The organism is Actinoallomurus sp. NPDC052308 (genome assembly GCF_040679195.1).
Classification (GTDB): Bacteria; Actinomycetota; Actinomycetes; order Streptosporangiales; family Streptosporangiaceae; genus Actinoallomurus; species Actinoallomurus liliacearum.
In genome coordinates this window covers 584,707-601,339 of sequence record NZ_JBFAUM010000002.1, presented here as the reverse complement: position 1 = coordinate 601,339, position 16,633 = coordinate 584,707, and the positions used below count along the sequence as shown (strand labels likewise).

17 protein-coding genes are annotated in these 16,633 nt (G+C 70.7%); 11 read left to right on the top strand and 6 right to left on the bottom strand.

Going from position 1 to position 16,633, the window contains the following annotated elements; translation table 11 throughout:
• Nucleotides 1–9: 9 nt before the first annotated feature.
• A complete protein-coding gene (locus tag AB0L00_RS08855; RefSeq protein WP_364430394.1) occupies nt 10–1,176 on the top strand; it encodes a glycosyltransferase family 4 protein in 1,167 nt (388 codons plus the stop codon).
• 18 nt (nt 1,177–1,194) lie between these two features.
• Nucleotides 1,195–1,866, top strand: a complete 672-nt coding sequence (locus tag AB0L00_RS08850) for a shikimate kinase (RefSeq protein WP_364430391.1) — start codon at nt 1,195–1,197, stop codon at nt 1,864–1,866.
• 4 nt (nt 1,867–1,870) lie between these two features.
• Here AB0L00_RS08850 and AB0L00_RS08845 read toward each other — a convergent pair whose 3' ends face one another.
• A complete protein-coding gene (locus tag AB0L00_RS08845; protein ID WP_364430388.1) occupies nt 1,871–2,731 on the bottom strand; it encodes an HAD family hydrolase in 861 nt (286 codons plus the stop codon).
• Between the two features lie 77 nt (nt 2,732–2,808).
• Here AB0L00_RS08845 and AB0L00_RS08840 point away from each other — a divergent pair, with 77 nt between their 5' ends.
• The 5 genes from AB0L00_RS08840 (at nt 2,809) to AB0L00_RS08820 (ending at nt 8,733) form a co-directional block, all read left to right on the top strand.
• Nucleotides 2,809–3,942, top strand: coding sequence for a hypothetical protein (locus AB0L00_RS08840; protein WP_364430385.1), 1,134 nt, complete (start codon nt 2,809–2,811; stop codon nt 3,940–3,942).
• A gap of 51 nt (nt 3,943–3,993) precedes the next feature.
• On the top strand, nt 3,994–4,614 hold the full coding sequence (locus tag AB0L00_RS08835) for an AAA family ATPase (protein ID WP_364430383.1): 621 nt from the start codon (nt 3,994–3,996) through the stop codon (nt 4,612–4,614).
• A gap of 33 nt (nt 4,615–4,647) precedes the next feature.
• Nucleotides 4,648–5,610, top strand: coding sequence for an NAD-dependent epimerase/dehydratase family protein (locus AB0L00_RS08830; RefSeq protein ID WP_364430380.1), 963 nt, complete (start codon nt 4,648–4,650; stop codon nt 5,608–5,610).
• A gap of 478 nt (nt 5,611–6,088) precedes the next feature.
• Nucleotides 6,089–7,159: a hypothetical protein gene (locus AB0L00_RS08825; protein WP_364430378.1), complete on the top strand. Its 1,071-nt coding sequence runs from the start codon at nt 6,089–6,091 to the stop codon at nt 7,157–7,159.
• A gap of 227 nt (nt 7,160–7,386) precedes the next feature.
• Entirely contained in the window at nt 7,387–8,733 is a 1,347-nt protein-coding gene (locus tag AB0L00_RS08820; RefSeq protein WP_364430376.1) for an MFS transporter, read from the top strand.
• A 205-nt stretch (nt 8,734–8,938) separates the two neighbouring features.
• Here AB0L00_RS08820 and AB0L00_RS08815 read toward each other — a convergent pair whose 3' ends face one another.
• Together AB0L00_RS08815 and AB0L00_RS08810 are read right to left on the bottom strand one after the other, a co-directional pair.
• Nucleotides 8,939–9,352, bottom strand: a complete 414-nt coding sequence (locus tag AB0L00_RS08815; RefSeq protein ID WP_345354847.1) for a VOC family protein — start codon at nt 9,350–9,352, stop codon at nt 8,939–8,941.
• 218 nt (nt 9,353–9,570) lie between these two features.
• Nucleotides 9,571–9,711, bottom strand: coding sequence for a hypothetical protein (locus AB0L00_RS08810; protein WP_364430373.1), 141 nt, complete (start codon nt 9,709–9,711; stop codon nt 9,571–9,573).
• A 57-nt stretch (nt 9,712–9,768) separates the two neighbouring features.
• Here AB0L00_RS08810 and AB0L00_RS08805 point away from each other — a divergent pair, with 57 nt between their 5' ends.
• Nucleotides 9,769–10,263: a hypothetical protein gene (locus AB0L00_RS08805; protein WP_364430371.1), complete on the top strand. Its 495-nt coding sequence runs from the start codon at nt 9,769–9,771 to the stop codon at nt 10,261–10,263.
• Nucleotides 10,264–10,422: 159 nt separating this feature from the next.
• Nucleotides 10,423–10,620 (top strand): DUF3099 domain-containing protein, encoded by a 198-nt coding sequence (locus tag AB0L00_RS08800; RefSeq protein WP_364430368.1) that lies wholly within the window; start codon nt 10,423–10,425, stop codon nt 10,618–10,620.
• A gap of 36 nt (nt 10,621–10,656) precedes the next feature.
• On the opposite strand, the gene AB0L00_RS08795 is transcribed toward AB0L00_RS08800, so the two are convergent.
• Nucleotides 10,657–11,721, bottom strand: coding sequence for a PP2C family protein-serine/threonine phosphatase (locus AB0L00_RS08795; RefSeq protein WP_364430366.1), 1,065 nt, complete (start codon nt 11,719–11,721; stop codon nt 10,657–10,659).
• A gap of 355 nt (nt 11,722–12,076) precedes the next feature.
• On the opposite strand from AB0L00_RS08795, the gene AB0L00_RS08790 reads away from it, so the two are divergent.
• A complete protein-coding gene (locus AB0L00_RS08790; protein ID WP_364430363.1) occupies nt 12,077–12,958 on the top strand; it encodes a DMT family transporter in 882 nt (293 codons plus the stop codon).
• A gap of 153 nt (nt 12,959–13,111) precedes the next feature.
• Nucleotides 13,112–13,810 carry a DMT family transporter gene (locus AB0L00_RS08785; protein WP_364430361.1) on the top strand — a complete coding sequence of 233 codons (699 nt, stop codon included), beginning with the start codon at nt 13,112–13,114 and terminating at the stop codon, nt 13,808–13,810.
• Between the two features lie 76 nt (nt 13,811–13,886).
• On the opposite strand, the gene AB0L00_RS08780 is transcribed toward AB0L00_RS08785, so the two are convergent.
• The gene (locus AB0L00_RS08780; RefSeq protein ID WP_364430359.1) at nt 13,887–15,014 is read right to left on the bottom strand and encodes a PP2C family protein-serine/threonine phosphatase; all 1,128 of its coding nucleotides are present in this window, start codon (nt 15,012–15,014) and stop codon (nt 13,887–13,889) included.
• A 149-nt stretch (nt 15,015–15,163) separates the two neighbouring features.
• Entirely contained in the window at nt 15,164–16,504 is a 1,341-nt protein-coding gene (locus AB0L00_RS08775) for an HD-GYP domain-containing protein (protein WP_364430357.1), read from the bottom strand.
• Nucleotides 16,505–16,633: the final 129 nt, after the last annotated feature.

Below are 16,633 nucleotides of genomic sequence, written 5' to 3'. Positions count from 1 at the left end.
TTGATGATCATGAGGAGCCAGACGAGCGTCCCCGGTCGCGCCGGCGTGCCCGGCGGCCAGATCGGCATGATCCAGATCGCTCGTGCGCTGCCCTCCCTCGGAGCCCAGGTGAACCTGTTCGTCGGTGGGCCGCGGATGGCCTACTTCGCGGGCCTCGATGACCTGGATCCGAGCTACCTGCGCTGGCCGGCCTGGCTCGACACCGCCATCACGTCCGCGCCCCGCGGCGTACGCACGGCCGGCCGGCGCCTGCGCCGCCGCCGGTGGCTGTCCACCGTGACGAGGCTGCCGGGATTCGCGGACGCGGACGTGATCCACGTCCAGGGCCTGGACGACGCCGAAGCGCTGCTCGAGCGGGTCGGCGGGCCGATCGTCGTCACCCACTGGGGACGGGTCGGCAAATGGATGCCCACCGGCACCGACGCGCGCGCCGACGAGGCGCTGGCCCGGCGCATCAGCCGAATCCGCGCCAACGCCGAGATCGTGGCGATCGGCCACGCGCAGGCCAAGGCGCTGGCGGACGCGGACCTGCCGGCTTCGGCCGTCATCCCACCGGGCATCGACCTGCAGCACTTCACACCGGGCGACCGCGACGACGCTCGCCGCACGCTGGGGTTGCCCTCCGACGAACGTATCGTGCTGTACGTGGGCCGCCTCGCCGCCGACAAGAACGTGGAGACCCTGCTGACGGCCTTCGCCGGCATCAGCCGGCAGATCGAGAACAGCCGGCTGCTCATCGTGGGCGACGGCCCCACCCGCGAGGACCTGCAACACGCGGCCACCCGGCTCGGCATCGACGCGTCCGTGACGTTCCTGAACTTCGTTCCGCACGACCGGCTGCCCGCGTACTACCAGGCCGCCGACGTCGCGGTCGTGCCGTCGAACCTCCTGGAGACGTTCTGCATGGTCGCTCTGGAGGCCATCGCCTGCGGCTGCCCGTTGATCGTCACCGACCAGGTGCCCGAGATCCTGCACGACTTCCCCGATGTCCCCGCGGTCTCGCCGTACGACGTCGAGGGCTTCCAGGAACAGATGACCGCAGCGCTGCACGGCCGGCTACGGCCGGCCGACAACACGCGCATCACCGAGTACTCCTGGAGCGGAATCGCCCGTAAGTACGCCGACCTCTACCAGACCGCCCACCGCCGCAGCAGCGGCGAGGTCTCCAGCCGATAGACACGCGAGGAGCGACGAATGCACTCTGCACTGCACGAAGAGACTCCCCCCGAGGTTCTCCGGGAGCGGTTGCGCAACGTCTACTGGATCGGCGGCGGCAGCGGGTCCGGGAAGTCCACCATCGCCCGGCGCCTCGCCGACCGCCATGGGCTGCCCCTGTACGACACCGACGCGGTCATGCCCGACCACGCCCGCCGCATGCCCGCGGAGCAGGCTCCGTACCTGGGCAGGTTCGCCGCCATGGACATGGACGAACGGTGGGTGACCCGGAGCCCGCAGGAGATGCTCGACACCTTCCACTGGTACCAGGGCGAAGGGTTCGCCCTGATCGTCGAAGACCTTCTCGCCCTCTCGGCCGACGGGCCGGTGATCGCCGAGGGGTTCCGGCTGCTGCCCGACCTCGTCCGGCCCCTGCTCGCCGAGACCGGCCACGCCGTGTGGCTGCTGCCGACGAACGAGTTCCGCCAAAAGGTGTTCGAGGGCCGTGGCGGCCCGGCATGGGGGTTCATCGCCAAGACCGGTGACCCGCAGCGCGCGCTGCGGAACCTGCTTCAGCGCGACGCGATGTTCACCGACCGGCTCACCGAGCAGACCCGGCAGCTGGGTCTGAACGGGTTCACGGTGGATCCCACGATCACCGAGGAGGATTCTGTACGGCGGGTCGCCGCGGTGTTCGGCCTTGAGCAGTAGGTCGTCACGCCGTGGCCGCTCCAGGCCGGGTGCGCCCGTCCAGCAGGCGTTCGAGGTAGACGCCGACGCCGTCCTGCACGTTGGCCAGGGTCACCTCTTCGGCCGCGGCCCGTACCTCCGGGTGCGCGTTGGCCACGGCCACCGACCACCCCGCCCACCGCATCATCGGAACGTCATTCGGCATGTCGCCGAATGCCAGGACGTCCTCGGCCGAGATCCCCAGCTCGTCGGCGACGGTCGCGAGGGCGCTGCCCTTCGTCACCCCGCGCCGGCTCATCTCGATCAGACCGCGGTACCCCTGCCGAGTCACCTCGACCAGATCGCCGACGGTTTCGGCGACCAGCGCGGTGAACGGTTCCGGCTCGTGCCCGGGGGCCCGGGCCTGCAGCTTCACCACCGGCCCGCCGGCCAGGTCCGGCGGCCCGGCCGGCGAACGGCCGTCTCCGACCTCGCGGTATCCGGGCCAGCCCGGCTCGTACAGCACCCGGCCACCGCATTCCACGTGGGCGGCGAACACCACCTCGGGCACCCGCTCGCGAAGCCGCAGGCGTACCTGGTGAACGTCTTCGGGAGCGATCGGCCGGCAGGCGAGCACCCGCTCCTCGACCGGGTCGTACACCACGCCGCCGTTGGCGCAGATCGCGAGGTACCGGGCGCCGAGCTGGGAGTAGACGTCCCGGAGCCTGGGCTGCGACCGTCCGGTCACCAGCACCACCGTGGCGCCGGCGCCCGCCGCCCGGCGCAGTGCGACGGCGTTGCGCGTGCTGACGGCGCCCCCGGCGCCCAGCAGCGTTCCATCGAGGTCGGTCGCGATCAGCCTCGGAAGTGCCGGCAGGGGGAGTGGAGGCAGGGGGGAATGCGTCACGCCGCGACGTTAACCCGAGGCGCGCCGCGTGAGACGGCTCGACGCGCGACAGGCGACTGCGACCGCCGGGGTACATCGTGACCGCGACGTCCTTCCGCCCCGGAGAACTCACCAGCGAGGCGTCGCTGAATCACGTCGTCCTGGGACCGGCCGGCGCGATCGGCGTCGAAGGATGGCTCGCGGAGGACGCGTGCTCGCTGAACGCCCTGCACACCCTGGCCACCGAACGCGGCCTGCGCGGCCTGCGGCGGGACCGCCTGGCGGACGACCTCGCCACCGCCGTGGCGTCACCCGACGCGGAGGCGGCCCGCTCGGCCGCCGGAGTACTGCACACCTTCGGGATGCGCCTCGGAGCGCTGATCGCGACACTGCGGGATCCGGCGACCGCCGGCCGGCAGGGGACCACCCCGTACCACCGGGCCTTCCTCGCCCGTTGGGTGACCGTCGACGGCATTTGGCTCGCCGGCGGTCTGCTGGCGGGCAGGTGCGGACCGCTCGTCCTGGAAGGCGTGGAGGCGGCCGCCGCCCTCGCACCGGCCGCCGCCCTCGCACCGGCCGCCGCCCTCGCATCGGGCACCGCCCTCGCACCGGGCACCGGCCCCGTGGCCGTGCTGCCCCGGCCGGAACTCGCCCCGCTCATCGGCGCGGCCCGGCACGCGCCCACGGACTCCGGAGAAGAGGCCGCGGTGGTGGCCGACCTCGGCCATACGCGCATCAAGACCGCGGTCGCCGAGCGCCACGGCCGCACCCTGCGGCGACTCCGCCGCGTTCGTGCCCGGCCCACGCCCCGACGGCCCGACGCCGACGGTGTCGAAGCCGCCGTCGGCGCTGCGCTGGCCCAGGCGGTCCGGGACGCCGCGGGCTCGACGTCCGACCGGGTCCGGATCGTCGTCAGCGTCGCCTCGTTCGTGCGGGACGGACTGCCCGCCGACGACGGACAGGGGATCTACGGGCACCTCACGGAGCGGGCGCCGGCGCTACGGCGCAGGCTCCGCAGCGCCACCGGCGTCAGCGTGGACCTGCGCTACCTGCACGACGGGACCGCCGCGGCCGCGGCGGCGGGCGCCGCGGGCAGCGCCACCATCACGGCGGGAACGTGGCTGGGCGCGGGATTCCTGCCCGAGGGAGGGCCGCCACTGCTCACCGTGCCGCAGCACCTGTCCATCGCCTGGGCAGACGACACCGACACATCGCCGACCGCGCGCAGGTGAGGATCGAAGGGGATGGCCGACCACGAGGCATACGGTGATCGTCGCGATGCCATGAGCGGCGATTCGGCGGGCGCCGGCGGGGACTCGGCGGGATCGTCCGGTACGGCGCGGACCAACGGCGCGTACCGGCCGACCCTGGTCGTCGTGAGTGGACCGCCCGGCTCGGGCAAGACCACCATGGCAGGTCTGCTCGCGCAGGCGCTGCCGTGCCCTCTGGTGTCGCGCGACGCCATCAACGAGGGCATCTTCCACACCTTCGGCCATGATCTCGCTGCCGCCGGCAAGGAGTCCGTCGCGCGGCTGACCTTCGACGCCTTCTTCCAGACGATCGACCTGCTGCTCTCGTCGAAGGTGACCGTCGTGGCCGAAGCCGCCTTCCAGCACCGGAGGTGGCGCCTCGGGCTGGACTCGCTCAAGGCCGAAGCGGACATCAAGGTCGTCCACTGCGTGATCGATCTCGAGCTGGCGCGCCGACGCGTGACCGAACGGCGCCGCGAGCAGCCCGACAGCCCGAGTTCCCGGCGGGCGGAGCTCGCCCGGCGCGAGGGAACCGGCGCCCGGACCGGGAGCGGCTTCGAGGAGGTGTCACTAGCGGTTCCCACGCTTCGCGTGGCCACGGCGAAGGGCTACGACCCGGGCGTCGAGGCGATCATCGACTTCATTCGTTCATAGCGCGGATTCGGCACCCAGTAGAGGGGGACGTAGTTGAATGAATTGTCGAGAGTAGTAGTCATCGGGGGAAGCGGATTCATCGGATCGCATCTGTGCGAGCTGCTATTGGATAGGCAGTGCCGGGTCTACTGCGTGGACAACTTCGCCACCAGTACCGCCCGCAATGTGGCGCACCTGGCAGGGCGGCCTGGATTCGCACTGGTCGAACACGACATCAACGAGCCTCTCGACCTGCCGGGCCGAGTCGAGCTCGTGATACATCTCGCCTCACTGCCCAGTCCGGTCGACTATCTGGCGCGGCCCGTGGAGACCCTCCGTGTCGGCTCGCTCGGCACGCTCAACGCCCTGGACTTCGCCCGCGCGAAAGGGGCTCGCTGTGTGTACGCGTCGAGCAGTGAGGTCTACGGCGACCCGTCCATCCATCCCCAGGTCGAGTCGTACCACGGCAATGTGAATCCCATGGGGCCGCGTTCCTGCTACGACGAGGCCAAGCGGTTCGGTGAGGCGGCGTGCGAGGCGTACCGGAACGTGTACGGCGTGGACACCGTGGTCCTGCGCATCTTCAACACTTACGGCCCCCGCATGCGGGCGCAGGACGGCCGGCTCGTGCCCACCTTCATTCAGCAGGCGTTGGCCGGCCGGCCCATCACCGTCCACGGCGACGGGCGGCAGACGCGTTCGCTGTGCCATGTGGACGACACCGCCGGCGCGCTAATTAAGGCCGCCTTTGCGGGCCATTTCGGACCGTTGAATATCGGAAACCCCGAGGAGTTGACGGTCGTGGCCATTGCCGAGCTCATCCGGGAGCTGTGCGGCTCCCAGTCCCCGATTCAGCACGTCAGCGCGCGGGATGAGGACCCCACCAGGCGGCGCCCGGACATCGGTCTGGCCCGCCGGGCCCTCGATTGGGAACCGCGAGTGAGCCTACGGACCGGACTGGCCGAAACGATCGCCTGGTTCGCGAATCGTTCGTCACTGGCCACCGTGAATCCCTGACGGATGGCTTCCGGCGTGGGCATGCCTCGACCATTGGTTTTCACGGCCCGTGACGCATTGTTTGCGGAGGGGTTAATGGCCGAATCCGGCCACGATTCGAGTCGTGCATCGGTTCGGGGCGGCATGCGCCGTTCGCACGAAACCGCTGACGGGTCGTTGCCGTCCTGGTTTGAGCTGGGAAAACGACGGCCCGATCCTGCCTCACAAAAGGAGATTTCTCCAACGCAGAGCCGGGTCGCCGTCTCCCGTGCGCCCCTGCCGACGGGTGAACAGTCCGCCGCGATAAATGAGGGGCTTGCACGCCGAAAAGGTTACCACCGAATGTCGGGGCCTTGTGTTAGCGTGATTCGCGCAACTCCACAAACCAGGACGAATCCCGGTTCTCGAGTTGCATCCGTTCAACGGGTGCAGCGAAGCGGACCGGGCTTGAACAACCCGGGACCTCTTCGTGAGCACCCCTCACAGAAGGAGGGGGTCCATGGGTAAATTCCATGAGGCTCAGTCGGCCGCTCGGCGTTACCTCTTCGAGGTGCCGTGGCGGCTGGTAAGTGCTCCCGTCAGGAAAGGCGGACGGTGGCTGACCGGCGAGATCGGCGGCCCCGTCAAGCGTCGGCGGCCGGCGCTCGGCTGGCTCATGGCCGTCATGGCCATGACGTGCGGCACGGGCAACAGCATCCTGCTGGTGAAGTCCGGGGCCACGGGCATGCCCGCCCTGGTCACGAGCTTCCTCACGGATGTCGCCGCGTCGGTGACGCTGTGGCTGGTGGTTCGTCCCAAGCTCCGCCAGGTCGAGTGGCCCGTGTGGCGTGCCGCACTGGTCTTCGGCTGCACCAGCAGCCTGTCGATCTGGTCGGGCCAGGAGGCGGTCCACCACATGCCCCCGGCCATGAGCAGCGTCCTCACGCTGATCATCGGCCCGATGATGGCAGCGCTCGCCAGCGGTCGGCGGGACTGGCGGATCGTCAGCTGGGTCGCCGTCTCGGTGATCGGCGCTCTTCTCCTCTACGGGGGAGCGGTGTCGCACCTGTCGCCCATGGGCATCGTCGCCGTTCTCATCAACGGCGCGTGCTACTGGGCGATGGCTCGCATCTTCACCGGCCTCGGCCGGCGTGAGCAGGGTGCGGGAAGCAACGAGGCCGTCTTCACGGCCTCCGCGCTGTCCGGACTGGTCACCGTGCCGGTCACCTTCATCGCCTTCATGTCGGCGCACGGCCCGACGGTCGTGACGCAGCACGACATGTGGGCGACGCTCGGTGGCCTGGGGGTCGGCGCCCTCGCGACGATCTCGTCGACCTGCATGAGCGGTGCGTGGAAGCGTGGTCTCACGATCTCCGCGCACGCCGAACTGCAGCCGGCCAAGCCCGTCCTGTCGCTCGGGTGGAGCCTCGTCGCGGGTCTCAAGACCCCGACGATCAGTCTCGACTCGGTCGCGGGATACATCCTCGTCCTCCTGGGGGCGGGGTCAGTGGGCCGCTTCTTCGTCGAGGCGAAGAAGAAGGAGGCCGCGGCGAAGCCGCACCTCCTCGAAGCGGCCGACAAGGTCGCGTGACGGCGGCAACCGTCACGCGACCCACGTCAGGAGCGGTCTGAACACCGCTCCACCCCCAATGGCAGGGGCGGTCACCTGAACACCGCTCAAGCCTAAACGGCCGGGGTGGTCACCTGAACGCCGCTCGGGCCTGAACGGAACGGCGGGAAGCCTCGCGCTTCCCGCCGTTCTCGTCGCCGCCGATGAGGACTTTTCTCCCTTGATGACGCTTTAGTAAGCTATAAGTAATGAGCCCCGCTAACGAGTACGGTGAACTCACAGAGCACAAGCCGGACCGGACCGATGGTGGAGACGCCGACCAGGGCGGAGGCGGATCGCGGCTGATCCGGGCGTTGGCGGCGCCGATGTTCCGGTCGCTGCGCAACCGCAACTTCCGGCTGTTCACGGCCGGGTCGCTGGTGTCCAACACCGGAACCTGGATGCAGCGGGTGGCTCAGGACTGGCTGATGCTGGAGTTGAGTCACAACAGCGGTACGGCATTGGGCATCACCACCGGATTGCAGTTCCTGCCGATGATGCTGTTCGGGCTGTGGGGCGGTGTGATCGCCGACCGCTATTCCAAGCGTCGCGTCCTGGTGATCACTCAGGCGGCGATGGGCCTGCTCGCGCTGATCCTCGGGCTGTTGGACCTCACCGGCAGCGCCCGGTTGTGGCAGGTGTATCTGCTCGCGTTCGCCCTGGGCGTCGCGACGGTGGTGGACAACCCGGCTCGGCAGACCTTCGTGGTGGAGATGGTCGGCAGGACCGACCTGCCCAATGCGATCGCGCTGGGCGGCGCCTGCTTCAACATCGGCCGGGTGCTCGGCCCGGCGGTGGCCGGACTGCTGATCGCGGTGATCGGCACCGGGCCGGTCTTCCTGGTCAACGCGGCGTCGTTCGTCGCGGTGCTGGTCTCTCTGGCGTTCATGCGGGCCGACGAGCTGCGCACCGCCGAGCCGGTTGCCCGCACCAAGGGCCAGCTGCTGGAGGGACTGAGGTACGTGCGGGCCCGCCGCGAGTTGGTCATGGTGCTGGTGGTGCTGGGGTTCGTGGCGACGTTCGGGATGAACCTCGGAATCATCACGCCGCTGATCGCCAAGAAGGTCTTCCACAGCGGGGCGTCCGCGTTCGGGCTGGCCTCCACCATGCAGGCCGTCGGCGCGCTGATCGGTGCGCTGGTGGCGGCCCGCCGGGTAGGCCCGAACCGCAGGCTGCTGATCGGTTCGGCGGTGCTGTTCGGGGTGCTGGAGATGGCGGCGTCGTTGATGCCGTCGTACTGGCTGTTCCTGGTGCTGCTGGTGCCCACCGGCGTCGCGATGTTGACCTTCACCACGACCAGCAACGCCACCATGCAGCTCGGCGTCACCGCGGCCATGCGCGGCCGGGTGATGGCGCTGTACATGCTGGTCATCCTCGGCACCAACCCGCTCGGCGCCCCGCTGATCGGCAAACTGGCCGAACTGATCGGGCCGCGCTACACGATGACGCTCGGCGGCGCGGTGGCCGCCCTCGTCCCCCTCCTGGTGGCGGCCGTGATGCTGCCCCGGGAAACCCCCGCCGGGGCCGCGGCGGACCTGACCGATCCCTCCCACTGACCGGCCGCTCGACAGGAGCGACCGGTCGGCGTCCTTGGTCGGCTCGGACGCGAAAGGGCCCCGGCGTCGGCCGGGGCCCTTTCGCGTCCGCGGCTCGGCGTCCGCGGCTCGGCGTCTGCGGCTCGGCGTCACCGGCTCGGCGTCACCGGCTCCCGAGCCGGCGATGGCCGCGTCACCCACACGCGCCGGGGGTCTTCCTCGGCGGCTACTCCGCGTAGGGCTGGTCCGCTCCCTGGGCGCTGTAGCCGAGACTCCAGATGTAGCCGTCCGGGTCCGCGAAGGAGCCGCCGTACCCGCCCCACGGCAGGGCGCCGGCCGGCTTGAGGATCGTGGCGCCGGCCTTCTCCGCCTCCGCGATGATCTCGTCGACTCGCGCCTCACTACGGACGACGTAGGTGAGGACGAGTCCGCTGAAGCCGCTGCCCTCCGGGCTCGTGCCCACCTGGTCGGCCAGGCCCTCGCGGCCGTAGAAGCCGACGAGCGAGCCTCCGTCCGATTCGAAGAACACCGAGACGCCGTAGTCGTTCTCGATCTTCCAGCCGAGCCCCTCCGCGTAGAACTGCTTGGTCCGGTCCATGTCTCGGACGCCGAGGAGGATCGAGCTGACGTGCGCCTTCATGGCCTGTCTCCTTGTGCTTGAGGTCCATGTGCCGCCTGCATCGGTCGGCATGACATCCGGGCCGGATGTCACAACGCCACGTCGGCGTGGGTTCCCCGGTCGAGCGGCGTGACGTTCGCCGGGCGGCACGACGATTACGTTAGGCGCGGGCCGCCGGTCGGCGCTTCTCGATTCCTGACCGGTCCGAGGGCGCCTGGTGACGGCGGCGAAGGACTACCTCATCGACGGATGATGGCGTGTTCGAGCAGGTCCTGCAGGGTCCGTTGTTGCTCGGCGGTCAGGCCGGCCAGCGGTGAGTCCTGTGCGAGGAGCTCGAGGAGGCGGCCGCGGAGGGTGTCGCCCTCCGGGGTGAGGACCAACTGTCTGGCGCGGCGTGGGCATCGGCCGCCGCCCTGTCGGCGACCGGCAACAACGCCGTGGCGACGTACTTCATTCAGCTCGGCACCCGCTCCGGGCTGCCCGCCACCGTCACCGGGAACCTGCTGTCGCTCAGCGCGCTGCTCGCCGTCGCCGTCCGGCTCGGCGCGGGCGCCCTCACCGATCGCGCGCCCCACCGCAACGCCGCGTTGATCACCACGATGATGCTCACCGGAGGTCTCGGGCTCGTGCTCATCGCGATCGGCACACCGGTGACCTTCGTCTTCGGCTCCGCGCTGGCCTTCTCCGCCGGATGGGGCTGGACGGGACTCCTCCTCGCCACCACCTTGCGGCTGGTCGCCCGTAAGGCCGAGAACGCCGGCCATACCGTCCAGATCGGCATTTACACCGGCGCGACCGTCGCCCCGTATGCCTTCGCCGGGCTGGCCGGCGCCTATGGCTTCACCGGCGCCGCGCTCATCGCGGCGACCGCGGCCTTCGCCGGAGCGGCGGCCATGACCGCCGGAGCGCTACTGGCCCGCCGCATCGAGTAGCCGCCGTCCGAGCGCAAGGCGTGGTGTTCGCCGTCCGTCCGGGTAGGGCGGACGTATGGTCCCCACCTGGTCTCCGACGCGGGTCGGAACGATCACCGGGTTCTCGAGGGCGTGGCCGGTGAACGGGTGGCTCATCCGGCGCGGGTTCGAGGAGGCGATGTGACCGGCCAGCGCAGCCGCCGACGGACCTACCTGGTCATGATGTCCGTCTGCATGGTGCTGTTCCTGCTGTCCTGGACGGTGGTCGTCCGCTTCTCGGCGACGGCGGCCGCGGCGCTCACGATCGTCGCGTTCGCCATCCCGCCGGTCGCGGTGATCGTGGCCAACCGCGGTGACGATCGCGACGAACGCCGGTGACCGATCGCCCTGGCCCTCGGCGCGGCGACCGTGCGCTCAGCGATGCCGGACCAGGAGCATCGCGGCGTCGTCGGCGATCGGACCTCCGGTGTGCCGGATGAGGTCGGCCTGGAGGTCGCTCAGCGCCTCTTCGGCTCCGGCGGCCTTGAGCAGCACGGCCCGGTCGATGAGCGGGTAGAACTGTCCGGCGTCGTTGCGGGCCTCGATGACGCCGTCGGTGTACAGCAGCATCTGGTCGCCGGGGGAGAAGGGCAGCAGGTACGGCCGCGGCGGCGCGTCGATCAGATCGGTCATGCCGAGCGGCGGTGACGGGTCCTCGGGTTCGGCGACGCGGACGTCGCCGCTGCGGCCGATGATCAGCGGCGGCGGATGGCCGCAGTTGACGAGCCGTACGTGAGCGTCGCCGAACTGGGCGAGGGCGGCGGTGACGAACCTCTCGCCGGCCAGCATGCGGTTCAGCGACTTCTCCAGCCGCTTGACGACGCTCGGGAGATCGGCCTCGTCGTACGCCGCCTCCCGGAAGGCGCCGAGCACGCCGGCGGCCGTCTCGACGGCCTCCAGCCCTTTGCCCTGGACGTCACCGATCAGGATGCGGACCCCGAACGGCGTGATGACGACCTCGTACAGGTCACCGCCGATCCGCGCCTCGGCCGCGGCGGAGGTGTAGTTCACCGCGATGCGCAGCGGTCCGGCCGACCTCGGCACCGGGCGCAGCAGGACCCGCTGGGCGACTTCCGCCACCGTGCGCACGGTGGCCAGCTCTCGCTCACGCTCCTGCCGCCGGCGGCTGGCCAGCACGCTCGCCGAGGTCACACCGATGATCGAGGCCAGTGTGAGGTTGTCCTGCCGGTGGCCCAGGACGTTGTCGTAGGCCGCCAGGACGACGCAGAGGGTGAAGGCGATCAGGCCGATCAGCACGGTGTGACGTGCCCCGTAGTGCAGGGTCGCGAACGCCGGCCCCAGCGCGAGCAGGGGCAGATAACCGAACTCCGGGCCCGCCATCAGGTCGACGGCCGCCACGGCGCCCATCATCGCGAACGGCAGCCAGCGTGCGATCGGGTCGGCCCTGCCGGTCCTGCTCTCCTCGGCGATGAGCCTCACCTCCGCGATCGGGCGGACCTGCCCGGCATTCGTCGGATCGAATGATCGTTGCATTAGGCGGGAATCACCGTCCAGTTTACCGGACCGCCCCGGACCGCCACCGGGACCGAGAGGCCGCGCCCGGCCGTCATTCCTGGTATCACCCGGTGAATCGCGGGAAAGGCCACCTAGCAGGCGTATTCCGAGCAGAACCGCTGTGGGTGCGACCGCGGACCAGAGCGGCGACGGGGTGACCGGCGATCACTAGGAGGCGGACGGGCCGGCCGACCATGCGCGAGGGAGCCGACGAGGGACCGGTCAGGCGCGGGTACGGCGGCCAGGGAGGCGATGACCCATTTCGATCGGGGGGGGGGGAATGATCTTTCTTATCGGGCTGGCGGCCGCCGGCCTGCTGGGGCTGGGCTTCGTGGCCCAGCAGCACGCGGCGTACCGAGAGCCGCTCGGGCGGATGCTGCACCCGTCCTTGTTGCTGGATCTCATCCACAAACCGCTCTGGCTGGCCGGGCTCGCCGCGATGGTGGGCGGCCAGATCCTCGGCGCGCTGGCACTGTCCGGAGCGAACGTGGCCAAGGTCGAGCCGCTGCTGGCGACCAACCTGCTGTTCGCGCTGGTCATCGGGCGGATCGTCTGTAAGGAGAACCTGCACTGGAACGAGTGGCTGGGCGGGCTGATGGCGTCCGGCGGGATCGCGCTGTTCCTGGTGCTGGGCCGGCCGACGGGCGAGCACCCCACCGGGCCGGAGTCCGAGCGCTGGCTGGCGGCGGCCGGGATCGTGTTCCTGGCGCTGGTACTCGTGTCGATCGGACGGCGCTCCCCGCTCCAGACCCGGGCCATGCTGCTCGCCGCGGCCGCCGGGATGCTCTTCGGCCTGCAGGACGCCGTCACCCGGGGCCTGCTGCTGAGACTCGGCCACGGGCTCTGGGCGATCGTCACGAGCTGGCAGCCGTACGCCCTGGTCATCGTCGCGATCTGCGGTCTCCTGCTGGCCCAGTCCGCCTTCGACGCCGCGCCGCTTCGCGTCTCCCTGCCCGCGGCGACCGCGGCGGAGCCGATCACGGGGATCCTGCTGGGCGTCCTGGTCTTCACCGAGCGGCTGCGGCTGGGCCCCGGCCCGCTGGCCGGACAGATCATCGGCTTGGCCATGATGGTCTCCGGGATCGTCATCCTCGGCCGCTCGCCGTACCTCGCCAAACGGGAGAACAACGTCTCCGAGTGCCCGGAGGCGAGGCTGCCGTGACCGCCGTCCTCTTCGCGCTGCTCGCCGCGGCGAGCAACGCCCTGGCATCGGTGCTGCAGCGCCGCGCCGCGCGGTCGGCCCCCGAGGAGTCCGCCTTCCGCCCGGCCCTGCTGTGGGCGCTGATCCGCCGGCCGGTGTGGCTGGGCGGCATCGGTGCGCTCATCGCGGGATTCCTCCTGCAGGCGCTGGCGTTGTCGCGAGGGGGGGCTGGCCCTGGTCCAGCCTCTCTTGGTCGCGGAGCTGCCGCTGACCATGATCTTCATCGCCCGGCTGTCCCAGGTCCACCTCGGCCGGCGCGTCTGGCTGGCCGTCGGCGCGATGACGGCCGGCCTGGCGGGATTCCTCGGCGCGGCGTCCCCCACGCCCGGCCGGCGCCCTCCGGGCGTGCTGATCTGGGTGACCGCCGCGGTGGTCACGGTCGGCGTGATCGTCGGGATCGTGTTCCTGGCGAGGTCGACCTCCGGCCCGGCACGCGTCGCGCTGCTGGGAGTGACCGCCGGGCTCGGATTCGCCTTCACCGCCACGTTCATGAAGGCGACCACCGGCCTGGCCGGCAAGGGCCTCGCCGTCCTGCTGACCTCGTGGGAACCGTACGCGATGGTCGCGGCCGGGTTCGGCAGCCTGTTCCTCCTGCAGAACGCGCTGCAGAGCGGCACCCTCGTCGCCGCACAGCCGGCGCTGACGATCACCGACCCGGTGGCCAGCATCCTGTACGGGGTCACGATGTTCGGGGAGGGAGTCCGGACGGGAGGCTGGGTGATCGCCGAGATCGCCGGGTTCGCGCTGATCTGTTACGGCACCCTCCGGCTCAGCCGGTCCCGCATCATCCAGCTGCGATCCGAGGCCGCCTGACGGTCCTTCGGACTCGCCGACGCCATCGCGCACGGACCATCTCGCGGGACGGATCGCGCGGCAGGGAGGCAGATGATCAGCCGCGCTCGTCCTCGCCCGGCCCCGCCGGCGGTCGCTCGATCGCGATCATGGCGGTGTCGTCGCCCAGGCGACCGCCCACATGGTCGAACAGATTCCCGCGCAGCCGCTCGATGAGGGTGTCGACGTCCTCGCCGGCCCGTTTCGCCAGACACGCCGTCAGGTCGAAGAAGGCGCCGGTACGGTCGCGAGCCTCCACCACGCCGTCGGTGTACAGCAGAAGGACGTCACCGGGTTCGAACGGGAAGGTCGTCGGCTGGGGTCGGGCGGACTTCACGAAGTCCAGTCCGAGCGGAGGAACCACCTCGTCCGGCTCCAGGGCCAGTACCCGGTTCCCGCGGAGAAGGAGCGGCGGCGGATGACCGCAGAGGACCACGTCCACCTTCGGCTCGGCGTCGGGGACATCGAGGATGGACGCGGTGACGAAGCATTCGGAGGGGTTCGAGGCGGTGCCGGTGAGCTCCGCGACGTCCCGGCAGACGCTGGACTCCAGACGCCGCACGAGCGCCGAGAGGGGCAGGTGCTGATGGTGTGACGCCTCGCGGAAGGCGCAGAGCAGCGCCGACGCCTCACCGACCGAGTCCAGTCCCTTGCCCCGAACGTCCCCGATCAGCAGACGGGTGCCGTCGCCCGTGCGGGCCGCCGCGTACAGATCCCCGCCGATCCTCGCCTCCTCGGCCGCGGCCAGGTACATCGATGCGATGCGCAGGGGCCCGGACCGCCGCGGCAGCGGCCGGAGCAGGACCCGCTGAGTTATCTCGGAGACCGACCGGACGCGATGCAGGACCTTCTCGTGCCGCTCCTGGACCGCCCGGAAGAGCACGACGAACGCCGATACGGCGAATATCGCCAGCATCTCCATCCACTGGTCGGGCTTTGTCAGACTGTGCTCTTCCACGCCTTCCAACGTCCCGGCGACCAGGGCCAGCGCTCCGATCAGCGCAGTGGCCCGCGGGCCGGCGAACGAGGCGGTGAGCGCGGGCGCCACCACGAGGAGCGGCCTCAGGTGGACGGTCGACGGCGTCAGGTAGTCGACGACCGAGATGATCAGAATGAGCGCAAGCGGGACGGCCACCAGGACATGGACCAGATGGAGGCCCCGGCGAAGGTCGGTGAGGCGCCGCACGACCGCCACCCTCCCTGGTTATCACGCCGCGGCCACCGGCCGGATGCGGGGTTCGCGGATCCGAGGCTCAGCGGGCGTGGCGCTCGCCGAGCTCGGTCCTCACCGCGCGGGGCGCACGCGCCGTGCTCGGGCGTCCGCGCGGCATCCCCTCACGGGGCACCGGCCTCCACACCGATCGGCATGGACGGGTCGTCGTGGTCCTGCTGGGTGGTCTCCACGTCGTCGCTCTCCGGCGGCGGGACCGGCTCCGCCTGCACCCACCCGTCGCGGTCCAGCGCGGTGAGGAAGGCGTCGACCAGTACGGGATCGAACTGTGTGCCGGCGAAGCGCCGCAGCTCCTCGATGGCGGTCTCGGCCGGCAGGCCGGGGCGGTAGGACCGTGTCGAGGTCATCGCGTCGAACGTGTCGGCCACCGCGAGGATGCGCGCGAACTCGGGGATCTCCTCGCCGGCCAGGCCCATCGGGTATCCGGTGCCGTCCACCCGCTCGTGGTGGTGCATGATGCCGCCGAGCGCCTCGTCGAGGAAGTCGATGCCGCGCACGATCTCCTCGCCGCGCATCGGGTGCAGCTGGACGGCGGCGTTCTCCTCCTCGGTGAGGCGGCCCGGCTTCTGCAGCACCTTCGTCGGCACGCCGAGCTTGCCGACGTCGTGCAGCATGCCGGCGTACCGGAGGCGGTTGATCCGGTCGGGGCGCATCCCGATCTGCCGGGCGATCATCACGGAGCCGTACGCCACGCGCTCGCTGTGGCCGCGGGTGTAGTAGTCCTTGGTCTCGACGGCCTGGCACAGCGCCGCGACGGTGGCGGCGTGCGCTCGCTGCTGGGCGACGATCTGAGTGAACGCCCAGCGGGCGATGAACACCGGCATCAGCACCAGCACGGCGGACAGCGGACCGGCGGCCGGCCAGATGCCCGCGATGAGCAGCCCGATCATCCCGAAGCCGAGGCAGCCGGGGAAGACCAGACGCCCGAGCGCCAGGATCTCCCGCCAGGTCGCCTGCCGGCTGACGAGCAGGACGGTGGCCAGCAGCGCGAGGTTGACGGTGACGAAGGTGACCAGCGCGCCGATGAAGGGCCCCAGGACCTGACCGGTCCAGTTGGCGTCGCCCCAGCGGTACGGATGGCCGCCGAGCGTCTGGAAGACCGCGCCCGCCGCGTACCCGCTCAGGGCGTACTGCGCGGCGTTGAACAGGCGCTTGACCAGGCCGATGTCGCGCCGGCCGGTGAGGATCGCGGTCACGCCGATCAGCGTCGCGCCGACCGGGCCGGCCAGCACGACGGCGGCCAGGCCCGCCGCGAAGCTCATGGACACGCGGGCGCGTTTGATCGTGAGTGTCGCCGCCGACGACTCGGTGACCACGAACAGGGCGGCGAGGACGGCGAGTCTCGGCCAGCACAGGCCCGTTAACGAGGACGTCGCGATGACGCCGATGGCCAGTGCGATGACGCCGCCGGCGTAGGCCCGGGCGGCGAGAGGCAGTCCGCGCATACCGCTCTCCCTGGGGGGACTGTGACCGTAGTCACTCTGTCACAGATCGTGATCGTTGGCGAGGGCCGCGCGGTCACAACCTCCTCGACCCAGCGTCACCACGGTCCGGCGCGGCTGACGGTGGGTGGT